Origin of the sequence: Collimonas sp. OK607 (assembly GCF_900111995.1) — a bacterium.
In the GTDB taxonomy this organism is placed as follows: domain Bacteria; phylum Pseudomonadota; class Gammaproteobacteria; order Burkholderiales; family Burkholderiaceae_D; genus Collimonas.
Window position 1 is genome coordinate 42873 of record NZ_FOKF01000029.1, and the last position, 24674, is coordinate 67546.

At 57.1% G+C, this 24674-nt stretch carries 20 protein-coding genes; 15 read left to right on the forward strand and 5 right to left on the reverse strand.

All coding sequences use genetic code 11. The features are described 5' to 3' along the window. Positions 1-47 precede the first annotated feature (47 nt). The 8 genes from gabT (at position 48) to BM029_RS18340 (ending at position 10923) form a co-directional block, all read left to right on the forward strand. Entirely contained in the window at positions 48-1376 is a 1329-nt protein-coding gene (gene gabT / locus BM029_RS18305; protein ID WP_170851132.1) for a 4-aminobutyrate--2-oxoglutarate transaminase, read from the forward strand. Positions 1377-1428: 52 nt separating this feature from the next. Continuing rightward, positions 1429-2544 carry an ABC transporter ATP-binding protein gene (locus tag BM029_RS18310; protein ID WP_244545119.1) on the forward strand — a complete coding sequence of 372 codons (1116 nt, stop codon included), beginning with the start codon at positions 1429-1431 and terminating at the stop codon, positions 2542-2544. A gap of 203 nt (positions 2545-2747) precedes the next feature. Next, the gene (locus BM029_RS18315) at positions 2748-3728 is read left to right on the forward strand and encodes an ABC transporter substrate-binding protein (protein WP_371329140.1); all 981 of its coding nucleotides are present in this window, start codon (positions 2748-2750) and stop codon (positions 3726-3728) included. A 103-nt stretch (positions 3729-3831) separates the two neighbouring features. Continuing rightward, a complete protein-coding gene (locus BM029_RS18320; RefSeq protein WP_092438449.1) occupies positions 3832-5121 on the forward strand; it encodes an ABC transporter permease in 1290 nt (429 codons plus the stop codon). A 4-nt stretch (positions 5122-5125) separates the two neighbouring features. Continuing rightward, a complete protein-coding gene (locus BM029_RS18325; RefSeq protein ID WP_092438451.1) occupies positions 5126-5965 on the forward strand; it encodes an ABC transporter permease in 840 nt (279 codons plus the stop codon). A gap of 93 nt (positions 5966-6058) precedes the next feature. Further along, positions 6059-7513 carry an NADP-dependent succinate-semialdehyde dehydrogenase gene (gene gabD, locus BM029_RS18330; RefSeq protein WP_092438453.1) on the forward strand — a complete coding sequence of 485 codons (1455 nt, stop codon included), beginning with the start codon at positions 6059-6061 and terminating at the stop codon, positions 7511-7513. A 242-nt stretch (positions 7514-7755) separates the two neighbouring features. Further along, positions 7756-9549 (forward strand): ABC transporter ATP-binding protein/permease, encoded by a 1794-nt coding sequence (locus tag BM029_RS18335; RefSeq protein WP_092438455.1) that lies wholly within the window; start codon positions 7756-7758, stop codon positions 9547-9549. A 204-nt stretch (positions 9550-9753) separates the two neighbouring features. Next, on the forward strand, positions 9754-10923 hold the full coding sequence (locus tag BM029_RS18340) for an MFS transporter (protein ID WP_092438495.1): 1170 nt from the start codon (positions 9754-9756) through the stop codon (positions 10921-10923). Positions 10924-10959: 36 nt separating this feature from the next. Here BM029_RS18340 and BM029_RS18345 read toward each other — a convergent pair whose 3' ends face one another. Continuing rightward, positions 10960-11916 (reverse strand): phytanoyl-CoA dioxygenase family protein, encoded by a 957-nt coding sequence (locus tag BM029_RS18345; RefSeq protein WP_092438457.1) that lies wholly within the window; start codon positions 11914-11916, stop codon positions 10960-10962. A 126-nt stretch (positions 11917-12042) separates the two neighbouring features. On the opposite strand from BM029_RS18345, the gene BM029_RS18350 reads away from it, so the two are divergent. Next, a complete protein-coding gene (locus tag BM029_RS18350) occupies positions 12043-12897 on the forward strand; it encodes a helix-turn-helix domain-containing protein (RefSeq protein ID WP_092438459.1) in 855 nt (284 codons plus the stop codon). A 50-nt stretch (positions 12898-12947) separates the two neighbouring features. Here the strand turns inward: BM029_RS18350 and BM029_RS18355 are convergent, their stop codons facing one another. Then, positions 12948-13835, reverse strand: coding sequence for a LysR family transcriptional regulator (locus BM029_RS18355; protein WP_092438461.1), 888 nt, complete (start codon positions 13833-13835; stop codon positions 12948-12950). A 138-nt stretch (positions 13836-13973) separates the two neighbouring features. Between BM029_RS18355 and BM029_RS18360 the strand changes: the two genes are divergently transcribed. Beyond that, the gene (locus BM029_RS18360; RefSeq protein ID WP_092438463.1) at positions 13974-15560 is read left to right on the forward strand and encodes a zinc-binding metallopeptidase family protein; all 1587 of its coding nucleotides are present in this window, start codon (positions 13974-13976) and stop codon (positions 15558-15560) included. A 20-nt stretch (positions 15561-15580) separates the two neighbouring features. On the opposite strand, the gene speB is transcribed toward BM029_RS18360, so the two are convergent. Beyond that, positions 15581-16534 (reverse strand): agmatinase, encoded by a 954-nt coding sequence (gene speB, locus BM029_RS18365; RefSeq protein ID WP_092438465.1) that lies wholly within the window; start codon positions 16532-16534, stop codon positions 15581-15583. Between the two features lie 161 nt (positions 16535-16695). Here speB and BM029_RS18370 point away from each other — a divergent pair, with 161 nt between their 5' ends. From BM029_RS18370 to BM029_RS18380, 3 genes are all read left to right on the forward strand, one after another. After that, positions 16696-17610, forward strand: coding sequence for a LysR family transcriptional regulator (locus BM029_RS18370; RefSeq protein WP_092438467.1), 915 nt, complete (start codon positions 16696-16698; stop codon positions 17608-17610). A 96-nt stretch (positions 17611-17706) separates the two neighbouring features. Beyond that, positions 17707-18786: a uroporphyrinogen decarboxylase gene (hemE, locus tag BM029_RS18375; RefSeq protein WP_092438469.1), complete on the forward strand. Its 1080-nt coding sequence runs from the start codon at positions 17707-17709 to the stop codon at positions 18784-18786. An 843-nt stretch (positions 18787-19629) separates the two neighbouring features. Next, positions 19630-21672, forward strand: coding sequence for a primosomal protein N' (locus BM029_RS18380; RefSeq protein WP_092438471.1), 2043 nt, complete (start codon positions 19630-19632; stop codon positions 21670-21672). A 20-nt stretch (positions 21673-21692) separates the two neighbouring features. Here the strand turns inward: BM029_RS18380 and BM029_RS18385 are convergent, their stop codons facing one another. Beyond that, the gene (locus BM029_RS18385; protein ID WP_092438472.1) at positions 21693-22496 is read right to left on the reverse strand and encodes a FadR/GntR family transcriptional regulator; all 804 of its coding nucleotides are present in this window, start codon (positions 22494-22496) and stop codon (positions 21693-21695) included. Positions 22497-22741: 245 nt separating this feature from the next. Between BM029_RS18385 and BM029_RS18390 the strand changes: the two genes are divergently transcribed. Then, the gene (locus BM029_RS18390) at positions 22742-23083 is read left to right on the forward strand and encodes an L-rhamnose mutarotase (RefSeq protein ID WP_092438474.1); all 342 of its coding nucleotides are present in this window, start codon (positions 22742-22744) and stop codon (positions 23081-23083) included. Between the two features lie 23 nt (positions 23084-23106). On the opposite strand, the gene BM029_RS18395 is transcribed toward BM029_RS18390, so the two are convergent. Further along, on the reverse strand, positions 23107-23799 hold the full coding sequence (locus BM029_RS18395) for a response regulator (protein WP_170851133.1): 693 nt from the start codon (positions 23797-23799) through the stop codon (positions 23107-23109). Between the two features lie 241 nt (positions 23800-24040). On the opposite strand from BM029_RS18395, the gene BM029_RS18400 reads away from it, so the two are divergent. Further along, a complete protein-coding gene (locus tag BM029_RS18400) occupies positions 24041-24661 on the forward strand; it encodes a response regulator (RefSeq protein ID WP_092438478.1) in 621 nt (206 codons plus the stop codon). The last annotated feature ends 13 nt before the right edge of the window (positions 24662-24674 follow it).

Here is a 24674-nt window from a genome sequence, read left to right on the forward strand (position 1 = left end):
GCTAATACAAAAACCGCATAACGCGTACAACGCATTTAGGAGCCATTATGAAAAACGACGGATATCACGCAGCCGCCGCTGCAGATGTAGCAAACTCAAACACCAACGCAGCATTGCATCAACGCAAAAACGCCGCCACCCCGCGCGGCGTCGGCGTCATGTGCGATTTCTACGCGTCGCACGCACTCAACGCAGAAATCTGGGATGTGGAAAACCGCCGCTTCATCGACTTCGCTGCCGGCATCGCCGTCCTGAACACAGGCCATCGCCATCCAAAACTGGTGGCCGCAATCCAGGAACAACTGGGCAAATTTACCCACACCGCTTACCAGATCGTGCCGTACGCCAGCTATGTTGAACTGGCTGAGCGCATCAACGCCGTCACGCCAGGCGATCATGCAAAAAAAACCACTTTCTTTTCAACCGGCGCCGAGGCGGTAGAAAACGCCGTCAAGATCGCCCGTGCCGCTACCGGACGTAGCGCGGTGATCGCGTTTTCCGGCGCCTTCCACGGTCGCACCATGATGGGCATGGCGCTGACCGGCAAAGTCGTGCCGTACAAGGTCGGCTTCGGGCCGTTTCCGGCCGAGGTCTATCACGTACCGTTCCCGATCGAACTGCATGGCGTCAGTGTGGAAAGCTCGTTGGCGGCGTTGCAATCGCTGTTCAAGGCGGACGTCGATCCCAAGCGTGTCGCCGCCATCATTCTGGAGCCGGTACAAGGCGAGGGCGGTTTCTACGCTGCGCCGCCGGAATTGATGCAGGCGCTGCGCAAATTGTGCGATGAGCATGGCATCTTGCTGATAGTTGACGAAGTGCAAACCGGCTTTGCCCGTACCGGGAAGATGTTCGCGGTGGAACATTCCGGTGTGATTCCGGATTTGATGACGATGGCCAAGAGCCTGGCCGGCGGCATGCCTTTGTCGGCAGTGTGCGGCCGCGCCGAGATCATGGATGCGGCAGCACCCGGCGGCCTGGGCGGCACGTACGCCGGCAATCCGCTGGCAGTGGCCTCCGCGCTGGCAGTGCTGGAGGTGATCGAGGAAGAGAAGCTGGTCGAACGCGCCAATCTGCTCGGCGCCAAGCTGAAGCAGGCTTTGGAAGGCCTGCGCGCAGAGATTCCGCAGATTGCCGATATCCGTGGCCTGGGCGCGATGGTGGCGGTGGAATTCCTGCAACCGGGCACCCGCCAGCCGGATGCCGAGTTTACCAAGAAGGTACAGGCGGAAGCCCTCAAAAATGGCTTGCTGTTGTTGAGCTGCGGGATCTACAGTAATGCGATCCGCTTCTTGTTTCCGCTGACAATTGAGGATACCTTGATGGATGAGGCACTGGGCATCCTGAGTGCCGCGATGCGCACCGTCGCAGCTGCTTGAAACTTGTCGGGAGAATGAGTTGAAGCAAGAAAATATCGCTACCCACCTGCCCTTGGTTTCCAAGGAAGTTGCCGATAAACCAGGCACACCGGATATCCTGGTGCAGTTTTCCGGCGTCAAGAAAACCTATGACGGCGAGAATCTGGTCGTCAAGAACCTGAACCTGGATATCCAGCGCGGCGAGTTCCTGACCTTGCTGGGCCCATCTGGTTCCGGCAAGACCACCTGCCTGATGATGTTGGCCGGATTCGAGTTTCCGACTGGCGGCGAAATCCGGCTGGACGGGCAGCTGCTCAACAAAGTGCCACCGCATAAACGCAACATCGGCATGGTGTTCCAGAACTACGCCCTGTTTCCGCACATGACCGTGGCGCAGAACGTTGCCTATCCGCTGCAGGTACGCAATATCAGCGGTAGCGAGCGCGTCGAAAAGGTAAAAAAAGCGCTGGATATGGTGCAGATGGGTAAATTCGGCGATCGTTATCCGGCACAACTCTCCGGCGGCCAGCAGCAGCGGATCGCGTTGGCGCGGGCGTTGGTGTTCGATCCTAAGCTGGTGCTGATGGATGAACCGCTGGGTGCGCTCGACAAGCAGTTGCGCGAACATATGCAGCTGGAGCTGAAAGCTTTGCACAAGCGTCTCGGCGTGACGTTTGTCTACGTCACCCATGATCAAAGCGAAGCGTTGACCATGTCGGACCGCGTCGCCGTATTCGACCAGGGCATCATCCAGCAACTGGCTGTGGTCGACCGTCTCTACGAATATCCGGAAAATCAATTTGTGGCCGGTTTCATCGGCGACAACAATCGTTTCAATGGCGTGCTGGCTGCGACCGATGGCGGTAGCGCCACCGTGCGCTTGCCGCACGGCGGCTTGTTGAACGGCCTCAATGCCAACCAGGCCAGCGTCGGTCAGCAAGTAGTGGCGTGCATCCGGCCGGAACGGATTCGTTTGTTGCCGCTCGCCGATGCCCCGGAAAGCGCCTTGCGTGTCAGTGTCACTAGCCTGATCTATTTCGGCGATCACGTGCGGGTGCGCTGCGCGATCCCGCAGCAAGACGACTGCTTCATCAAACTTACCCTGAACGACCCGGCGCTGGCCGGGTTATACGAAGGCACCCAGGTCGCATTGGACGTAGATCCCAAGCACCTGCGCATTTTTCTTTAGTAACAACCCTACCTTTGTCTGTTGGTTTTTCTTTGCAATTTAACCGTTTTATCTAGTCAGTTGAGGACAGAGTAATTCGCCACGCTACGGTGGCTTTTAAACTCTGTCCCGCAATTATTATAAAAGGAGACGTGATGAAGTCATTTATAAAAGCTGCCAAACCAGTTTTCACCAGCATCGTATTGTCGCTGGCCGCAGTCGGCATGGCGCAGGCCGCAGCCCTTACCGTGGTTAATTTCGGTGGCGCCAACGGCGCCGCGCAAAAGGTTGCCTACATCGATCCCTATGCCAAGGCTAGCGGCGACAAGATCACGGTAGTGGAATTCAATGGTGAGCTGGCCAAGGTCAAAGCAATGGTCGAAGCCAAGAAGGTAAGCTGGGACGTAGTGGAAGTGGATGCCGGTGATATCGGCCGCGCTTGCGAAGAAGGCTTGCTCGAAAAAATCGACTTCAGCAAGATCGGCAACAAGGCCGATTTCAGCCCTGCAGCCATTCACGAATGCGGCGTTGGTGCTTTTGTCTGGTCGACCGTGCTGGCCTACGATGCCGACAAACTGAAAGTCGCACCGAAGACCTGGGCCGATTTCTGGGACGTCAAGAAATACCCCGGCAAACGCGCTATGAAGAAGGGCGCCGAGTACACGCTGGAATTCGCGCTGATGGCGGATGGCGTGGCGCCGAAAGACGTGTACAAAATACTCGGTACAAAAGCCGGTGTCGATCGCGCCTTCAAGAAACTGGACGAACTTAAACCGAATATCCAATGGTGGGAAGCCGGTGCGCAGCCGCCGCAATTCCTGGTGGCAGGCGATGTCGTGATGTCGACCGCATTTAACGGCCGTATCGATGCCGCGCAACGGGAAGGCAAGAATCTGAAAGTCAGCTGGATCGGCAGTATCTACACACTGGATTTCTGGGTGATCCCAAAGGGCACGCCGAACAAGGCCGACGCTGAGAAATTCATCGCCTTCGCCAGCAAGCCGGATTCGCAAAAAGCCTACGCCAGCAATATCTCTTACGGCCCGGTGAACAACAATGCACTCAAGCTGCTGGACCCGAAAGTGCTGGCTAATTTGCCGACCTCGCCGACTAACGCCAAGGATGCCTTGCAACTGAGTTTGTCGTTCTGGACCGATCACGGTGAAGAACTGGAGCAACGCTTCACTGCCTGGGCAGCCAAGTAAAAGATTGGGTTAACCGCAAACGGTACTGTGTGTAAGTACAGCACAGCACAGCACCGCTTGCGGTAGTTCTTTGCAATTCACTATTCAGCATACCCGGAACACCATGACTTCTATTGCATCTGCCGGCGTCGGCTCTGTCATGACGCCGCCTGCATCACCGCAGAATTCCCACCTCAAGCGCGAACTGCGCCAGGCACAATTTCGCAAGCGCGCCGCCGCGCTGGCATTGATCGCACCGTTGGCGATTTTCCTGTTGCTGACCTTCCTGGTGCCGATCGCCATGTTGCTCAAGCGCGCCGTGGAAAACCCGGAAATCGCGACCACACTGCCGCACACCGTGGCGGCATTAAACAATTGGGATCGCAAGAGCACGCCGCCGGATGCCGCCTATGCCGGACTGGCAAGCGATCTGTTGCAAGCTAAAGAAGACAGCTCCGCCGGTTCGCTGGCGCGCCGTCTCAATTCGGAAATCTCCGGCGCCCGTTCGATCATCATGAAAACCGCGCGTGCTTTGCCGCTGCTGGATGCAGACGGCAAGCCGCTGCCGGCCACGCAGATCAAACAGGCGTTGATCGATATCGATGAACAATGGGGTCAGCTGCCGTACTGGCAAGTGATTGCCAAGAATGGTGCGCCTTATTCGCCTTATTACCTGCTGGCGGCGCTGGATCTGAAGCAAGACGCCTTCGGCCATATCGAAAAGGCGGATCCCAGCGCCTCGGTATATCAAAAGATTTTCGGCCGCACTTTCTGGATGGGCCTGGTTGCTACGCTGGCCTGCCTGGTGCTTGGCTATCCGCTGGCGTACTGGCTGTCAACCATGTCGGAACGGCGCGCCAACCTGTTCATGATCCTGGTGCTGATTCCATTCTGGACTTCGATCCTGGTGCGGGTCGCGGCCTGGATCGTGTTGCTGCAATCGGAAGGCCTGGTTAACAAAGCCCTGATGGTGACCGGCCTTACCCAGGCGCCGCTGGAGCTGCTGTTCAACCGCATCGGCGTGTATATCGCGATGACGCACATCCTGCTGCCGTTCATGATCCTGCCTTTGTATAGCGTGATGAAGGCGATCCCGCCGACTTACCTGCGCGCGGCGGTATCACTCGGCAGCCATCCGTTCGCCGCGTTCTGGCGCGTATATGTGCCGCAGACGTATCCGGGTATTGGCGCCGGCGCTTTGCTGGTGTTTATCCTGTCGGTCGGTTACTACATCACGCCAGCTTTGTTAGGCGGACCGAACGAACAGATGGTCAGTTATTACATCGCTTATTTCACCAATGTCACCATCAACTGGGGCATGGCTTGCGCGCTCGGTGCCTTGCTGTTTGCCGCGACGCTGGTGCTGTACGGTGTGTATCGCCGCTTCACAAAAAACGATGTGGCGATGGGGTAAGAAAATGAAAACGAAACTATTTCCGCAATTTCCTCCCTACGTCTCATTGACCGAACGCGTCTGGTTTTTCTTTTCACGCGGCTTCAATCTGCTGGTGCTGCTGTTCCTGCTGCTGCCGATCCTGGTCATCATTCCGCTGTCGTTCAGCGACAGTACTTTCCTGGTGTATCCGATCCACGGCTTTTCCTTGCGCTGGTATCAAAACCTGGTGCAATCTGAAGAATGGGTTAGCGCTGCCAAGAACAGTTTCATCGTGGCGCCGTTGGCTACCGTGCTGGCGACCATACTTGGCACCTTGGCGGCGGTCGGCCTGAACAAGGCGGACTTCCGCGGCAAGGGTTTGCTGATGGCGGTGCTGATTTCGCCGATGGTGGTGCCGGTAGTGGTGGTGGGTGTCGGCGTCTATCTGTTTTTTGCGCAGATCGGTTTGTCCGACAGTTATACCGGCCTGATACTGGCGCATGCAGCGTTGGGCGCACCGTTTGTGGTAACCACAGTGCTGGCGACGCTGCAGGGATTCAACCAGAACCTGGTGCGTGCCAGCCTTAGCCTGGGCGCCAATCCGCTCTCTACTTTCTTCCGGATTACCTTGCCGGTGATTGCACCGGGTTTGATCTCCGGCGCGTTATTCGCCTTCGCCACCTCGTTCGACGACGTAGTGGTAACCTTGTTTGTAGCCGGTCCCGGACAAGCTACTTTGCCGCGTCAGATGTTTACCGGCATCAAGGAAAACATCAGCCCGACGATTGCTGCGCTGGCCACCATCCTGATCGTGTTTTCCACCTGCCTGCTGCTGGTGCTGGAATGGATACGAGGACGCAACAAGGCGCTCGCCAAATTCTAAAGTAGCACAGCACAAGCTACTACTTTCTACTGTTTTCGGCGCGCATATCTTCGCTTGATATGCGTGTCTTCAACGTTCACAGGAGTTATCCACATGATGCAATTAAAAGATCCTTCATTGTTCCGTCAGCAAGCCTACATCAATGGCGAATGGTGCAACGCCGATAAAGGTGGCAGCCATGCCGTGACCAATCCTGCTACCGGCGAAACCATAGGCAGCGTGCCGCTGATGGGCGCCGCCGAGACCAAGCGCGCGATTGCCGCCGCCAACGACGCCTGGCGCCAATGGCGCCGCAAAACCGCCAAGGAACGCAGCATCATCCTGCGCAAATGGAATGACCTGATGCTGGCCAATCTTGACGATCTGGCGCTGATCATGACTGTCGAGCAGGGCAAGCCGCTGGCCGAAGCCAAGGGTGAAATCGCTTACGCTGCTTCGTTCATCGAATGGTTTGCGGAAGAGGGCAAGCGCGCCGGCGGCGATACCATTCCATCGCCGTCGCCGAGTTCGCGCATCGTGGTGGTGAAAGAGCCGATCGGGGTTTGCGCGGCGATCACGCCGTGGAATTTTCCGGCGGCGATGATCACCCGCAAGGCCGGCCCGGCGCTGGCCGCAGGCTGCACCATGGTGCTCAAGCCGGCTGAGTCGACGCCATTCTCGGCACTCGCCCTGGCGGTGCTGGCCGAGCGCGCTGGCATACCCGCTGGCGTGTTCAGCGTGGTGACCGGCTCCGCCCGCGAAATCGGCGCGGAAATGACCAGCAACCCTATCGTGCGCAAGCTGACCTTTACCGGCTCCACCGGTGTCGGCAAGCTGTTGATGGAACAATGCGCAGCCACCATCAAGAAACTGTCGCTGGAACTGGGTGGCAACGCACCGTTCATCGTGTTCGACGATGCCGATCTGGATGCAGCCGTGGAAGGTGCAATGGCTTCCAAATATCGCAATGCCGGGCAAACCTGCGTATGCGCCAACCGCCTGTATGTGCAAGATGGCATCTATGACGCTTTCGCCGAAAAGCTGGTGGCCGCGGTGGCCAGGCTGAAGGTCGGCAACGGTCAGCAAGAGGGAGTCACCCAAGGCCCGCTGATCGACCAGAAGGCGGTCGCCAAGGTTGAAGAGCATATCGCCGATGCGGTGGCGAAAGGCGCGCGCATCCTGGCCGGCGGCAAGCGCCATGCGCTGGGCCAGAGTTTCTTCGAACCGACCGTGCTGGCCGATGTGACTTCCGACATGATCGTTGCACGCGAAGAGACCTTTGGTCCGATGGCGCCCCTGTTCCGCTTCAAGACCGACGAAGAAGTGCTGGCGCTGGCCAACGACACCGAATTCGGTCTCGCCAGTTATTTCTACTCACGCGATATCGGCCGTATCTGGCGTGTGGCCGAAGGCCTGGAAAGCGGCATGGTCGGCATCAACACCGGTTTGATTTCGAATGAGGTCGCGCCGTTCGGGGGCGTTAAGCAATCCGGGTTGGGGCGCGAAGGTTCGAAGTACGGCATTGAGGATTATCAAGTCATTAAATATCTATGCATGGGCGGGATTTGAGATCGACCGATCGCCAATCTTGCTGTGATTGATACAGCAGCAACGATTTCTAAACTATTCATCTGCCTCGCCTGTCTTTAAAAGCAGGCGAGTTTTTTTGCATCTATGCATTTTTTGCCAAAGTAACATATCGTTACTGAAATTACACCGCGTAAAGGCATGCAAGGTTTGCTTGCCGGTTTAATAGATTTTGTTATTTCATCATCGCATGACGTCCCTTTCCTGGAAACGGCGGAAACAAAATGGACTGGCATCATCAACTGCTCGACAGTGTCATCTGGCTTTGCAAGGCATTCGCTATCAGCATGGTGGCAATCGCCTGTATTACGGCCCTGCTTGGCAAATTCACCTATTGGGGACAACAGTTCTTACGGGTAACCTGGGTCTGGTTTTCACCGGTCCGCAACTGGCGACCGCTGGGGATACTCTCGTTGCTGATCCTGATGACCTTGTTCGCGGTGCGCATGGATATCTTGTTCACGTTCTGGAGCAACGGCATGTACACCTCGCTGCAGAACTTCAATGCTGCTGCGTTCTGGTCGCTGATGGCGGTGTTCGGTATCCTTGCGAGCGTTCATGTAGTGCGCGGACTGGTGAATTTTTACATCAGCCAGGCGTTCCAGATTCATTGGCGTGTCTGGCTGACAGAGAACCTGATGGCGCGCTGGCTGGACCAGCAGGCTTACTACCGCAGCCAGCATCTGCCCGGCAGAACCGATAATCCGGATCAGCGTATCCAGCAGGATATCTCCGGTTTTGTCAGCAGCTCGCTCACGCTATTCCTAGGGCTCATCAGCTCTGCGGTTTCACTGTTTTCGTTCACGCTGATCCTGTGGAGCTTGTCCGGCACGCTCACCCTGTTTGGCGCGGAAATTCCACGGGCAATGATTTTTCTGGTCTATGCGTATGTACTGGTTGCCACGGTGTTTGCAGTGAAACTCGGGCGCCCGCTGATCAAGTTGAATTTTCTGAGCGAAAAGCTGAACGCCGATTTTCGTTATGCCTTGATACGTTTGCGCGAGTACGGAGAGAATATTGCTTTCTTCCGAGGCGAAGCGGTGGAGCATCGGACCTTGCTCAAGCGCTTCTCGCATGTCATCGAGAATACCTGGGCGATTGTCTTTCGATCACTGAAATTCCAGGGCTTCAACCTGGGGATTAACCAGTTGGCCGTCGTGTTTCCGGTAGTGGTGCAGGCGCCGCGCTTCTTCAGCAAGCAGATCACGCTGGGTGATCTGATGCAGGCCTCGCAGGCTTTTGGACAGGTTCAGGATGCCTTGTCCTTCTTCCGAACCTCATATGACGAATTCGCCAGTTATCGCGCCATCGTCAACCGCCTGACCGGTTTCCTGGATACAGTCGATGCCGCCGATCAACTCACCATGCCGCAGATTGCACATCAGGGACAAAATTTTGCGGTCGAAGCGCTAACTGTCAAAAGTCCGGGCGGCGCGATATTAACTGCAAATCTGAACTTGGCTTTGGCGCCCGGCGCCGCATTGCTGGTGCGCGGCCCTTCCGGTGTCGGTAAAACCACGCTGTTACGCGCGATAGCGGGATTGTGGCCGTATGCCGACGGCAAGATCGTCTATCCGGCTGGACAGCAATGCCTGTTCTTGCCGCAGAAGCCTTACCTGCCACTGGGGACTCTGCGATCGGCCCTGTATTACCCCTCGGCCGAGCCGGCCCAACCGGACGACAGCGCGGTTCGCGCGATATTGGAACAGATACAACTCGGACATCTGACGGTACAGCTGGATACGGAGAGTGAATGGAGCAACATCCTGTCGCTCGGCGAACAACAGCGGTTGGCGTTGGGGCGCGTGCTGTTGCACCGACCGCAACTGGTCTTCCTCGACGAAGCCAGTTCTGCCATGGACGAAGGCCTGGAGCATGCAATGTACAGTTTGCTACGCAAGCAACTGCCGGATGTGATCCTGATCAGTGTCGGCCATCGCAGCAGCCTGGCGGCATTCCACAGCAGCGAACTGATATTGCAGCATGGCGGGAAATGGATCCTGAGTAATTTGCCATGAACAGCTGATTGTTACTCGTTGGCTATATCGCAAAAATCCAACACTTTCCTCATCGGCGCGCCTATTTCATGTGTGAAATCTGGTAGCGCTACCACAAATAAATCGCCGTTGATATAATGTTGCTTCGCACCATCTCCCCCGGTGCGCGCCTCCGACCGCCACGCAGCTTATTCCCGGCGGTTCCATTTCCGGACGATCATCATGCTGTCTTTGCCCCTATTTGCCCTTGCTGTTGCCGCTTTCGGTATCGGTACGACGGAGTTCGTCATCATGGGTTTGCTGCCTGATGTCGCGCGTGACCTGGGGGTGACAATCCCGGCGGCCGGGATGCTGGTGACCGGTTACGCATTGGGCGTGACAATCGGCGCGCCGATCGTGGCGATTGCCACCGCCAACATGCCGCGGCGGACGGCGCTGCTAAGCTTGATGGGCTTGTTTATTATCGGCAATGTCTTGTGCGCCTTGTCGCCCAATTACACCGTGTTGATGCTGGCACGGGTGGTGACAGCGTTTTGCCATGGTGCGTTCTTCGGTATCGGCTCGGTAGTGGCGGCTGGACTGGTGGCGCCGAACCGGCGTGCGCAGGCGATCGCCCTGATGTTCGCCGGCCTGACCCTGGCCAATGTGCTCGGCGTGCCGTTCGGCACGGCTCTCGGGCAACAACTGGGCTGGCGCTCGACGTTCTGGGCAGTGACGGTGATCGGCGTACTGGCGGCAATTGCGCTGGCGCTCTGGCTGCCGAAAAAAATCGAGATGCAAAAGACCAGCCTGCTGCAGGAATTTGCGGTGCTCAAGGACAAGCAGGTACTGATGGTGCTGGGGATCAGCGCGCTGGCTTCGGCCAGCTTGTTTTCGGTATTCACTTACATCACGCCGATCCTGGAAGATGTCACCGGGCTGACACCGCATGCCGTGACGTTGGTGCTGCTGGTATTCGGCCTTGGCTTGACGGTGGGCAGCGCACTCGGCGGCAAACTGGCCGACTGGCGCCTGATGCCGTCGCTGATCAGCTTCCTGGTGGCGCTGGCAGTAATCCTGACTATATTTACCCTGACCATGCGTACGCCGTTGCCGGCAGTAATCACGATATTTATCTGGGGCGTGCTGGCCTTCGCGATCGTGCCGCCGTTGCAGGTGCTGGTAGTGGAACGCGCCAGCGCTGCACCGAACCTGGCTTCGACCTTGAACCAGGGCGCCTTTAATCTCGGCAATGCAGGCGGCGCCTGGTTTGGCGGCATGGCCATCGGCGCCGGCTTCCAGTTGACTACTTTGCCTTATGTCGGCGTAGTGGTGGTGGTGTTGGCGTTGGGCCTGACTTTATGGTCGGCCGCCATTGAGCGCAATGATGGCTTGGCGATGACGCCGAGCGAGTAGGGCGATCGCGCCCATACTCAATTTTTTCCAACGCTTTTACCAACTTCTTTTGCCCAGGATCTTCTCGCCCAGTTCGCTCAACTGCGCGAGGGGATAACGGGTTTTTTCCCATTCGCGCGGGTCGCCGGGGAAGGCATAACCATCCGGCGGCGTGCGCTGCTCCCAACTCTTCACCCGCCAATCCCGCAATTCCGCCTGTTCTTCACGTGCTGGCGTAAACGCGATGTACTGCGCCAGCCGGACCTTGTCGTCGGACGTGTTGGGACGGATGCCGTGCGCCAGCACGCTGTTGAATATCAGCAGGTCGCCAGCTCGCATCGGTATGAACTTTGCCTGCCACGGTAGCGCTTCCACATCGGGACGCAACGGATTGCGATCCTGGGGCGCGTTCTTGCGCCATTCGGCGAAGTGCTGGAACAGTTCGGGGATGCATTGAAAACCGCCACCTTCCGGCGTCGTATCCGATAACGCCAGCACGCCCTGGACATTCACCGGCAGCGGCTCCAGCGAGGTGTCGGCATCCCAATGGATAAAGCCGCCGAAACGCCTCGCGCCCTGGTTCGGCGTATTCAGGTTGGCGCGGTCTATGGTTACCCACAGGTCTTCGCGATCCCAGATGTCGACGAAAGCGTCTACTACGCGCGGCGTCTGGCGGTTGTCCCAGAAGGTCTGGTGATGATAGGCCTCGACCATGCCGGAACCGTTCAACTCTTTCATTTCATGGTCGCGCAACTGCGCGCGATTCCAGGTTTCAGGTGCATTGGGATCCAATTCCTGGAACTCCCACAGGAAGTCGACGGTGCGTTGCACTTGTTCGGCGCTTACGGCGTTCCTGACGATCACATAACCATAGGTTTGCCAGTGATAGAAGTCAGCTGCAGTCAGTACGCGCAGCGGTAAGGTTTTTTGTATGTCGCGCAGTTGCGCCTGTTCGGGATAAAGCACGGACGGGTTGCTGAGACGCTGCGTGGCGGCTACGTAAGGCTGGTTCATGGAAATCTCCGCGTTGGTTTTATGGGATGGGGCAGTTAGATTCTGGGCCCGCAGTCCTCATCAGATTTCGCCGCAACTGCCGCTTATTGATACTATTCTGATATAGTTACTCACTGAAAGGTCAGAATGAGACCGCAATATGAACATCTCACCCTCTCGCCCGGACATTCCTGGCAACTGTTGTGGCGTGAGCTGCCGGAGTTACCGTTTCTCTGGCATTACCATCCGGAGTTCGAGCTGACCTTGACCTTGAACGCGCGTGGCCAGCGTTATGTGGGCGACCATCTGGCTGATTTCTCGGATGGCGACCTGATCTTGCTGGGGCCGAATCTGCCGCACACCTGGTCGGCTAGTGAACGCATAGCGCCCGAGCGCCAGATGCTGGCCGTGGTGGTCTGGTTTTCACGCGACTGGCTGATCCAGTTGCAAACCAGCTTGCCGGAGCTGGCCGGTTTGCTGCAACTGGGCAAGCGAGCGGATAGGGGATTGCAGTTCTCGGCCGATACAGCGATCCGCGTCAGGCCATTGATGCTGCGCATGGAGAAACTGGCGCCGGCGCAGCGGCTGCCTCTATTGCTGGAGTTGCTGTTGCTGCTGGCGCAAGATGATTTGGCGCAGCCGCTGGCCTCGGTCGCTTCGGCATCGATCGCGGTGGATGCGCAACGCCAGCGCATGGGGCGGGTGCTGGATTACATGCATGCGCATTTTCAGACGGCGTTGCCGGTGGAACTGCTGGCCGAGCGGGCGGCGTTGTCGGTGGGCGCCTTCCACCGGTTTTTCAAGCGCCACACACAGTTGACGGTTACCGCCTATCTGGCCCAGCTGCGGATCGGCAGCGCCTGCCAGCAACTGATCCAGACCGACAAGGCGATAGGCGTGATTGCGCAGGAATCGGGCTATCGCAACCTGGCCCATTTCAACCGGCAGTTCCGTGCCGCCAAGGGTGTCAGTCCGCGTGACTTCAAACAAAGATATAGATGAAATATAGCTAAATCGGAGTGTCCGCGCTTACTTCTGATCTATAAATTTGGTCAGGATGGCACTACCGAACGGGCCCATGTGAGATCGCTGCTAAGCCAGCGAGCGGCCTCGCTTTGCTGGTCTTGCTTGCTCCAGATCAGGTCGACGCTCTTCAGGAAAGCCGGTTCCTGATACTCGTGCGCCAGGATTTTCAAGCCGTCCCTGGCATCGATTTCCTGCATAGCGTGCTGTGGCAGGAAAGCCCAGCCCATTCCCCGCTTGAGCAGATCCAGCAGCAATTCCGGACTTTCTATACGCCACATGATCTCGCTGTAACGTCCGAAGATCGGTGCGTCGCCGCCATTGCGGCTGGACGCCAGCAATTGCCGGTGTTGCGCCAGATCGCTGTTATGCACCAGCGGCAAGCGGCTCAATGCATGATCGGCCGCCGCCACCGGAACGAATTGCAGCTGTCCCAACGAGCTGGCGTTGAAGTCGCTTGGCATGGGATCGACCGTGACTGCAATCGCGATGTCCAGCAAGCCACGCCGCATCAGGTCAGTGGCATCGATACTGGTAGGGCGGAACAATTCCAGTTGCAATTCTGGAAAGCGGCGTTCCAGCTCTGCACACAAGGCATGGCTACGGGTCACCGGCAAGGCCTGGTCAATGCCCAGCCGCAAGCGATGGCCGTGACCGGCGCTCAGGCTATGTGCCTTGCGTTCCAGGTTGCCGGCCGCGGTCAGAGTCGAGCGGGCAAAACCGAGCAGTACTGCGCCGTCGGCAGTTAGCGCCAGATGATGCAAATCGCGTTCGAACAAGCGCGTGCCCATATCCACTTCCAGGTTGGCCAGCGCGGTGCTGACGGTCGATTGCGCCTTGCCCAGGCGCCGCGCCGCCGCCGACAGGCTGCCGCAGTCGGCGATGGTGGCAAATACCAGCAGGTTTTCGAGAGTCATGGGAATGGCATGAAGGGTGATAGGCGGAAGATATACGGCAGCGTTATCGACAAAACAGATGACCGTTAATTATGGCATGGCGGGCTTCATGATTAGTATGCATCGGCAGCTAGCCAATCTACTATCTTGGAGACAAGCATGACCACAGAAGCTAAACAAAGCGCGCTGGACTGGGTGAGCGACAACGCCAGTCAGTTATCCGACTGGCATCAAACTATCTGGCACTACGCCGAACCGGCTTTTCGCGAGTACAAATCCAGCGCCTGGTATGTTGCCATGCTGCGTGAATACGGTTTTGAAGTCGAAGTCGGCAGCGGCGGCATGCCGACCGCCTTTGTCGCCACTTTCAAGAACGGCGAGGGGCCGACGATTGCCACTTATGCTGAATACGATGCAGTGCCGGGCAACTGCCAGGCGGCGTCGACCAGGAAAGAACCGCGCAAGGGTTTGTCCAAATACGCGCCGGGCCATACCGATCCGCATTCGGCGCTGGGGATCAGCGCACTCGGCGGCGCCCTGGCTGCTCAAAGCGCCATGTTGAAATTCGGGATACAGGGCACGCTCAAGATTTTCGGCGAACCGGCTGAAAAATTGCGGGCATCCAAACCCATCCATGCCGCCAAGGGTTATTACGATACGCTGGATGCGGCAGTGAGTTTTCATCCGACCTATATGTTGCCGCTGTGTAACACCACGGTCTGGGACGCGCATTGCGGCGTCGGCTACAACTATATCTACACCTTCACCTGCGACGCGCCGGAAAACTGGATTGCCGCCGACAAGTTCAGCCCGATACCGCAAAACCACCTGGCTGCGCGTGCCCCCGGTGCCAACGATGCGCTGGTGCTGTTCTACAACCTGAATGAGAGCCTGCGCCGTTCGATGCTGCCGGCCACCGGTTTGTGGAGTTTCAACGAAGCCATCCTGTGCGCCGGCCAGGCCACCGCCGACAACCTGACGCCGCATGTTTCGCAAATCAATTTCATGCTGCGTACTGACTCCATCGAGCAGGCCGAGATCATTAGCCAGGTGATGGATAACAATGCAGAAGCCGCGGCCAAGGCGACTTTTTGCGAATGGAAGAAAACCTGGGTCAGCAAGTCGCGCGGCGGTTTGCCCAATCATGTGATGGCGCGCGCGACTTACGACAATATGGTGCTGGCCGGACCGCCGAAGTGGGATCAGCAGGCGATCGAGATCGCGCAGGAGATGCAGCAGAATCTCGGTATCGAGAAGATGGAAAAGCCATTTTTGGCGGTTACCGAAGAATTGATCGATCCGGAAGATTGCGAACGCGAGTTGCGCAAGCAAATGCCGGCCTGGCAGAAATACCTGACTTCGGACGACTACACCGATTACACCTGGCATTGCCCGACCGTGCGCCTGTATGTGGCACGGCCAATGCTGACGGCGCCACGCGGTTTTGTGTATCCGGACTGGGTGGCGAATGCGCTGGGCGGCATACCCGCCACCATCGATCCGATGATCCAGTCCGCCGCCAAGACTATCGCCGCGACCTTGATCGATCTGTTTACCAAGCCGGATCTATTGGAGGCTGCCAGCGCGGAATTCAGGCAGCGCACCGGCGGCGGTATTGGCGGCAGCGAGTGGCAGGCGCCTTTGCTGGACAAGGATTTCAAAGTGCCGCATCAGTATCGCTGGCCGGAATACATCACCACCGTGCGCGGCGAGGAGTGGACGATTCCCTGGCGCGACGATGAATGATTAAAGTAATGTTTAAATGATTAGCGACGCGGCACGCCCGGCAGCACACACAGCATTTCATAAGCCAGGTTGGCGCCCAGCAGGGCGGTAGTGCCGACCGGATCGTAAGGCGGCGATACTTCCACCAGATCGGCGCCGACGATGTCCAGGCCCCAGGCGCCGCGGATGATTTCCAGCGCTTGCGGCACGGTCAGGCCGGCGATTTCCGGGGTGCCGGTGCCGGGCGCATAGGCCGGATCGATGCCGTCGATGTCGAAACTCAGGTACACCGGGCCGCCTGCCACGCGGGCGCGCACTTCTTCCATCAGCGGCGACAGCGATTTGTTCCAGCAGTCTTCCACCTGTACCACCTTGAAGCCCTGGTCGCGGCACCAGTCGAAATCTTCTGCGGTGTAGCCGGTGCCGCGCAAGCCGATTTGCACCACGCGTTGGCAATCCAGCAAGCCTTCTTCCACCGCGCGGCGGAATGGCGTGCCGTGGGCGATTTTTTCACCGAACATGGTGTCATTGACGTCGGCATGGGCATCGACGTGGATCAGGCCGATCTTGCCGTACTTGCGGTGTAGCGCGCGCAGGATAGGCAGCGCGATGGTATGGTCGCCACCCAGTGAAATCGGCCGGCAGCCGGAGGCGACGATGTTGTCGTAGGCAGTTTCAATCAGCTTGATCGAATCGAGCAGGTTGTAGGGATTGATGGCAACATCGCCAAGATCGGCGATACGCAGCGCATCGAAAGGTGCAGCGCGAGTGGCCATGTTGTAAGGTCGTAGCAGCACCGATTCGGTACGGATCTGGCGCGGCCCGAAGCGCGTGCCGGAACGATTCGAGGTGCCCAGGTCGAACGGAACGCCGACGAAACAGGCGTCCAGCTCGGCGCTGCTGCTTACGTGCGGCAAGCGCATCATGGTGGCGATGCCGCCGAAACGTGGCATGTCGTTGCCGCCAAGCGGTTGATAAAGTGGGGTTTCCGACATGATCGTCTCCGGTAAGGGGAAGGGGTTATGTTTTCTATACAGCGCCCACTCTAGCGGGAAATCACATCATAAAAAATGATCGTGATGTAACGCTTACATTGATAAAAATCGATGTATTATCGATCTGACCCGCACCCTCCTTTAGCTTTACCCGATGCAACATGCTCCAGCAATTATCCGATCTTGATCTGCGTCTGATTCGTGTCTTCCTGTCGGTGCTGGACGCCGGCGGCATTTCCGCTGCACAGACGGCCCTGAATGTCAGCCAGTCCACCATTAGCACGCAGGTGGCGACGCTGGAGACGCGGCTCGGGTTTCGTTTGTGTGAACGCGGCCGGGCCGGGTTTCGGCTGACGCCGCGTGGTGAACAGTTCGCCCAGTCCAGCCGTCGGTTGTTGGAGAACATCGACCATTTTTGCCTGGACGCGCGCCAGATCGGCCGCAAGCTGGTGGGGCAATTGCATTTGGGCCTGATCGGCCACGCCGCCATGAGCGCCAACGCGCGCCTGAGCCAGGCCATCGCCCGGTTCCGTGCCAGGGACGAGGCAGTAACGCTGTCGCTGGCAGTGCTGGCCCCGGGCCAGCTGGAAGAGGAGGTGATAAACGGCCGGCTCGACCTTGGCATCGGTTATTTCTGGCATCGCCTGCCGAATCTGGAATATTTGCCCTTGTACACCGAGCATCAGGTGGCGTATTGCGCTGCCGCACACCCGTTGTTCAGCCGGGCCGGTAAATTAGAACCGGCAGACCTGGCGCAGCACGACTGGGTTTGGCGCAGTTACCCTCTGCCAGAGGCCGAAGGCAAGGGCGGCATGTCTGCACCGGCGCGGGTGACTGCGCTGGCTGACAACATGGAGGCAGTCGCGGTCCTGATCTTGTCGGGGCAGCATCTCGGATTCCTGCCGCAACACTTCGCCGCGCCGCTGGTACAGCAAGGATTGCTGGCGGCCCTTAATCCGGCACAGTTCTCCTATGAGGTCACATTGCATATGGTCGCACGCCGCCAATCCAGCCGGGGCGAGGTCCTGCAAGCGTTTCAGGACGACCTGGTTGCGGTGCATCGGGAAGGCACCTGATACCAACCTATACCAACCATACGCTGCACCAATGCCGCAGCCGTGGATTTGGATGAGATAATGGGGCTATTACCACACGCATTCAGATTGCCTCTCATGTCCCAATTCGCCCCGCTCAAGAACGACACCTTCCTGCGCGCACTGTTGCGCCAGCCAACCGAATACACACCGCTGTGGCTGATGCGCCAGGCCGGCCGCTATCTGCCGGAGTATCGCAAAACCCGCAGCCGCGCAGGTTCTTTCATGGGGCTGGCGACCAATCCCGATTACGCTACCGAAGTCACGCTGCAGCCGCTTGACCGTTTCCCGCTGGATGCCGCGATTCTGTTTTCCGACATCCTGACCGTGCCGGACGCCATGGGACTAGGCCTGTATTTCGCCGATGGCGAAGGCCCCAAGTTCCAACGGCCGCTACGCGATGAAAAAGATGTGATGGCGTTGCAAACCCCTGATCTGGGCAAGCTGGACTATGTTTTCAAGGCGGTCACGCAAATTCGTACGGAGCTCAACGGCCGCGTGCCGCTGATCGGCTTTGCCGGCAGCCCTTGGACCCTGGCTTGCTATATGGTCGAAGGCGAAGGTTCGCGTGAGTTCCATACGGTCAAGACGATGTTGTACAACCGTCCGGACCTGATGCACCACGTGCTCAGCACCAATGCGGCGGCAGTAGCGGCTTACCTGAACGCCCAGATCGACGCCGGCGCACAAGCCGTGATGATTTTCGATTCTTGGGGCGGGGCGCTGGCGGATGGCGCTTACCAGGAATTTTCACTGGACTATATGCGCCAGGTGGTTTCCCAGCTGAAGCGCGAAAAAGACGGGGTGCCGATTCCGGCGATTGTATTTACCAAGGGCGGCGGTTTGTGGCTGGAGCAGATTGCCGATATCGGCGCCGACGCCGTCGGTCTCGACTGGACTGTCAATCTGACCGAGGCGCGGGCCCGTATCGGCCAGCGGGTGGCCTTGCAGGGCAACCTGGATCCTGCGGTGCTGTTTGCCAAGCCAGAGCAGATCCGTAGCGAAGTCGAGCGTTTGCTGAACGCATATGGCGTGCCGCAAGCTGATAGCGGCCATGTATTCAACCTGGGTCACGGCATTTCGCAATTCACGCCGCCGGAGTCGGTTGCCGTCATGGTGGATGCGGTCCATGAAATCAGCCGTAAATTGCGGAGATAAGCGTGAGGCAATAGGCGCTTACCGGCGCCCGTCTATGCCTGCTAACTGGTGCGGAATGTTGTTACACAGTGTCACGCATAACACATTCGGCACCAATCAGGCGATTGTCACTCGCTAGTTATGCACAAAAAAAATCTGCTGCACCACGGCAATTTTTTATAACTATATTTATTATTTAGCCCTTGAATACGTTTTGTAAGTGTTTGATTTTAAATGATTTATTTTCTGCTTTTAGTTTAGGCAATTTATTGAGACCCGCATCAAATATGCGTCTGCAGCCTGTCAAGACCAGGTTACCCACAAAGTTATCCACAGACATTGTGGATAATTTGAAAAGCGCTTATGAAACCGATGGTTAGGACATTTCCTAATGTTTTACATTAAGTAGAATCTTAGGATTAAGGATTTCCCGAGCATTTTTGACAGTTGACATCGGACTAATTTTTTCGATGCGAAACTTGATGATCCAATAGCAAAAAGCAACATGATGGTGCAGGTCAGTGCATTTGGCTGTATTCATGGATGTTACTTTTTGGTGCCTGCACTTGTTGACTCCTTGCTGATTTCGAATTTAGTTATGCACATATTGAAGTTACTTCAAGGCTATTTTTTTACTACATGAGAATTACTACCTATCAAGAGTGAATAGGTTAAGCCTTTGATTGTAAATGGTATTTTTATTGATGCTAGTTTGAGCAAGAGCCAAAATATGTCGTAAACAGGCGCTTTCACGTTGTTTACGCAACCTTGTCCACAAAGTTATCCACAGATTTTGTGGATAGTGCTCAAAAGCACTTATGAAACTGATAGTTAGCTTATTTCCTCGGGAATTACATTAAGTTCGTGAAACAAAGCATTCTCCAAATCGTCCTCGACACTCCCTTGGATAGCAGTTTCGACTATCGCTGGCAGGCCAGCGATGAAAGCGAAGCCATGCCCCAAATCGGACAGTTGGTTCAGCTTTCTTTCGGTCGCCGCGAAGTAGTCGGCATGATTGTCGGCATCAGCGCCGAGAGCGACGTGCCAGCCGAAAAATTAAAAAACGTCCAGGCGGTGCGCCATCAGCTGCCGCCGCTCTCGAAGCAATGGCTCGCTCTCTGTCGTTTTGCAGCCGATTATTACCAGCGGCCGCTGGGCGAAGTAGCGTTACCGGGTTTGCCGAAAAACCTGCGTGCGCTGACCACCGTGGCGTTGGATCGCGGCTTGAAGAAATTGCAGCAAGCCGGCGCCGCGCACGATGCCACGCCGATTGACGTGGCACAGCTGAATCCGGCACAACAGCAGGCGGCCGATGCGATTGCGGGCGCCACCGGCTTTGCGCCGACGTTGCTGTATGGCGTCACCGGTAGCGGCAAGACCGAGGTCTATCTGCAGGCTGCGGCACAAATCCTGGCCCATAGTGAAAACGGCGCGGACAATCCCTCGCAAATCCTGATCCTGGTGCCGGAAATCAATCTGACGCCGCAACTGGAGGGCAACATCCGCGCCCGTTTCCCAGGCGTGATGGTGGCGACTTTGCATAGCGGCCTGGCGGAAGGCGAGCGCATGCGTCATTGGCTGGCAGCGCATTTGGGACAGGCGCGGATTATTCTCGGGACCCGGCTGGCGGTGTTGGCTTCGTTGCCACATTTAAAGCTGATCGTCATCGACGAGGAACACGACCCGTCCTACAAGCAGCAAGAAGGTTTGCGCTATTCGGCACGCGATCTGGCGGTGTGGCGTGCTCATCAGTTGGGGATTCCGATTGTGCTGGGCTCGGCCACGCCATCGCTGGAAACCTGGCATCACACTCAATCCGGACGCTACAAGAAACTCGAACTGCGCGAGCGGGCGGTCAAGGATGCGGTATTGCCGCTGGTGCGCCGCATCGACATGGAACGCGACAAACCCAGCGAGGGACTGACCTCGACCCTGGTTAGTGCGCTCAAGCTAAGGCTGGAGCGGGGCGAGCAATCGCTGTTGTTCCTGAACCGCCGCGGTTACGCGCCGGTGATCGCTTGCGATGCTTGCGGCTGGGTCAGCAACTGCACCCGCTGCACCTCGTTCATGGTGCTGCACAAACCCGAACATCGCCTGCGCTGCCATCATTGCAGCCTGGAGCTGCGGATCCCGAAATCCTGTCCAACCTGCGGTAACGTCGATTTGCAGCCGTTGGGACGCGGCACGCAACGATTGGAAGAGGGATTGCGAGCGATGTTTCCGGAAGCACGGGTATTGCGCATCGATGCCGATTCCACACGTCGCAAAGGTAGTGCCCAAGCGGCTTTCGATAGCGTGCACAACGGTGAGGTAGATATTTTGATCGGCACCCAGATGGTCGCCAAGGGACATGATTTCAAAAACCTGACCCTGGTCGGCATCCTTAATCCCGACACGGCGCTGTTTTCCCATGACTACCGCGCCAGCGAGCGCTTGTTTGCGCAATTGATGCAGGTGGCGGGACGCGCCGGCCGCGCCGCGCAAAAAGAGGGCGGGAGCGCCAGTGAGGTGCTGATCCAGACGCGTTATCCACAGCATCCGTTGTATGCGGCAGTGATAGCGCACGACTACGATCACTTTGCCTCTTCTCTGCTGGAGGAACGCGCGCAGGCCTGCCTGCCGCCTTACATCTATCAAGCGTTGTTGAGGGCCGAGGCGAAAGAGCTGGAAACCGCGATCGAGTTTCTGCAACAGGCTGCCAACTGTATCGAACACACCGGCATCACCATGCACGACCCGATCCCGATGACCATGACCCGGGTCGCCAATGTCGACCGCGCGCAATTATTGATCGAGTGCCCGTCGCGCCCGGGATTGCAAGCCTTCCTGACCGACTGGATGGCGCAGTTGCGGCAGATTAAGACGCGCGCGAAGTGGTCTTTGGAAGTGGATCCGGTTGATATATAGATCGGTGAGGTCAGTGACGGTCAGCGAGCCCGAATATCCTGCTCCGGCACCGAGCGCGAAAAAATCCTGACCACGGAATCCATATGCGCCCGCATCGCCCGCCGCGCTGCTACTGCATCGCGCGCTTGTAGCGCTTCCAGGATCAGCTGATGTTCATGTTCTGAACGATTCGGCATGTCCTTCGAGCTATACAGGGTTTGCAGGCGCTGAAACATCATGCCGTATTTGCGTCCCAGCAGATGGCTGACCAGCAGCAGGTAAGCCGGATTGCCGCTGGCTTCGGCGATACGGATATGGAACAGACGGTCGCCGGGATGCGTGTGCGAGCCGCTGCGGTTGTCTTCGACGTTGCGCGCAAAAGCTTCGGCAATGCTGCGTAGCTGTTCATCGCTGGCGTTCAGCGCTGCTAAAGCGGCAGTCTCAGGTTCCACCAGGCGCCTTGCCTGCAGCAGTTTGAAGGGTGGGATTTCATCATCCAGGTCAAGACGGATTTCCTGATCGAGTTCCGGATCGATTTCCCAGCCGCTACGGTGCGCCGCTTGTTGCAAGGCCGGCGCTTCGCTGCCGTCGCTGCGCTCGCCGGTATCTTCCGTCGGCGGCAACACCATCACGCCGTTACCGACACGGACGCTGACAATGCCAATCACTTCCAGCGCAATCAAGGCTTCCCGCACCGAGGTGCGGCTAACGCCGAATTGCTTGGCCAGTTCGCGCTCGGGCGGCAGGTTGTCGCCGGGACCGTATTCGCCGCGATCGATCATGTCACGCAACTGATCGGCAATTTGTTGATACAGGCGGCGGTTGTGGATAACTTGTATGGGCATGGGAGCAAGGAATGATATTTTTCACATTGTGCCACGGCACGGCGGCTGCGAGCCGAATCGAATAGCTTCGGCATCTGCACGGCATCTGTCCAGCATGACTATTTAAATTGGTCTTATCAATTGCTCTCTGAATTTTTGCCGTGCTAGTATTGGTCCAGCCAATGAACCTTTGTAGTATACAATATCTTTCCGAAAAAACCTCGGGTACTGGATAGATACTGGATAAGTAAGAGAGTCTGAAAATTATGCGTTATTGCCTGGCGCTGGACCTGAAGGATGATGCCGACCTGATCGGCCGTTATGAAGCGCATCACCGCCGTATCTGGCCCGAGATTGCTGCCCACCTGCGTTCGCATGGTGTGCTGGGTATGGAAATCTATCGCCTGGGCACCCGTCTGGTGATGCTGATGGAAACCGACGACGCAATTTATAGTGCAGAGCGGATGGCAAGCGCCGCGCGCGATAACCCCAAGGTACAGGAATGGGAAACCTTGATGTGGCAATTCCAGGCACCCACACCATGGACCCCGGCTGGAGAAAAGTGGGTGGCCATGGCGCAGATTTTCGATCTGCGGCAGCAACCCTGAGACAGCGCCGAGACACCCCGGATTCAGTTTCTATAGTCACTGGTCTCGGGACCAGGGAGAAACCAGTCGCCGCATCCCGGTGACTGGACCGTATCGCCGCTGACCGCGGCGCAGTAACGACCCAATTCAATGTCATTGCTCAGGCCGAGTTTTTTCATGGCCGACGCTTTTTGCAAGCTGACTGTTTTAACACTCTTGTTCATCCGCCTGGCGATATCGCGCAGGCTATTACCCGCCGCGTATAGACGCAGTACCTCGGTTTCACGCGGGCTTGGAATATGGCTTTTGGCTTGTCCGTCAATGCCGTTCCGCAGCAATGCCTTGAAGGATGGCCCCATATAGGGAGGACCGTTGCCGAGGTGGCGGATAGTCTTGCCGAGTTCAGGAATTTCATCGCTTTTGTGCAGCAAGCCATTCGCGCCGCTATTGACGATCTGGTACAGCACCACCGGAAACGCATTCATGGTCAGCACCACCAGCCAGGTTTGCGGATGGTGACGCCTGATGTACGACAGCAAGTGCAAACCGTCGCTGACGCGCACCATCGGCATCGCAAACTCGGTGATGACCAGATCGCATGGCGTGGATTCCAGGCATCTGACCAGTGCATCGGAACTGGTGACGCTGGCTACCACACGGCAATCCGGCACGTGATTGAGATAATTGCGCACCCCTGCAGTAAACATAGGGTGATCGTCCGCCAGAACAATCTTCACTTTGATTTCTCCATCACAAATGCCAAACGGGATCGGAGCTGGTCCAGGAAATTCAAAGTGTCCCAGCGAGGGTTGCAGCGGATTTGATTCTAATTGCTTTGCCAAAAAGTTAACAATTAAACTATACATTTATGAAATTTACTTATATATTTAATAATATGTAAGTCTGGCATTTCCTAATTGATAACGATAAGTGGAATCCTAAGCTGGCGCTGTCTATTTGTTGCGGGGAGAAAATTTCATGATCAAGGTCATCCTGGCGGACGATCAGCCAGCCATCATTTCCGGAGTACGGCAATACATCGGGCAGATGCCGGGTTTTACCGTAGTGGCAACGGCGACCTCGGTTGCAGAACTGTTGGCGCGCCTGAAAGATACGCCGTGCGACATATTGATCACGGAGTTCTCCATGCCGATCAATCGGATCGGCGGCGGTTGTGCCTTATTCAGCCAGCTAAAGCGCGACCATGCATCGCTGGAGCTGATCGTGTTGACGATGATTGATGTACCCGCGGTGCTGTATCAAATCACCAGCTGCGGCGTGAAGGGATTGGTACACAAAAGCGACGAGATGGCAGAACTCGGCCGCGCCTTGCTGGAAGGTTCGCCCGACACGCCGTATATCGGCAAATCAGCGTTACCTATACTGAGGAAAGGCCCGAGCGGCAGGTTGCCGACCAGGCGCGAAGTCGAGGTGCTCAAGATGTATGTGGTCGGCAACAGCCTGCGCGAAATTGCCGAGAAGCTCAACAAGAGCGTCAAAACAGTGGGTTTGCAAAAGGCTTCCGCAATGAAAAAAATGGGACTGCGAAATGATATCGAACTAGGTAGATATACCAGCACCATGGGGCGAATCGGCTAGATTCCGGTGGCGA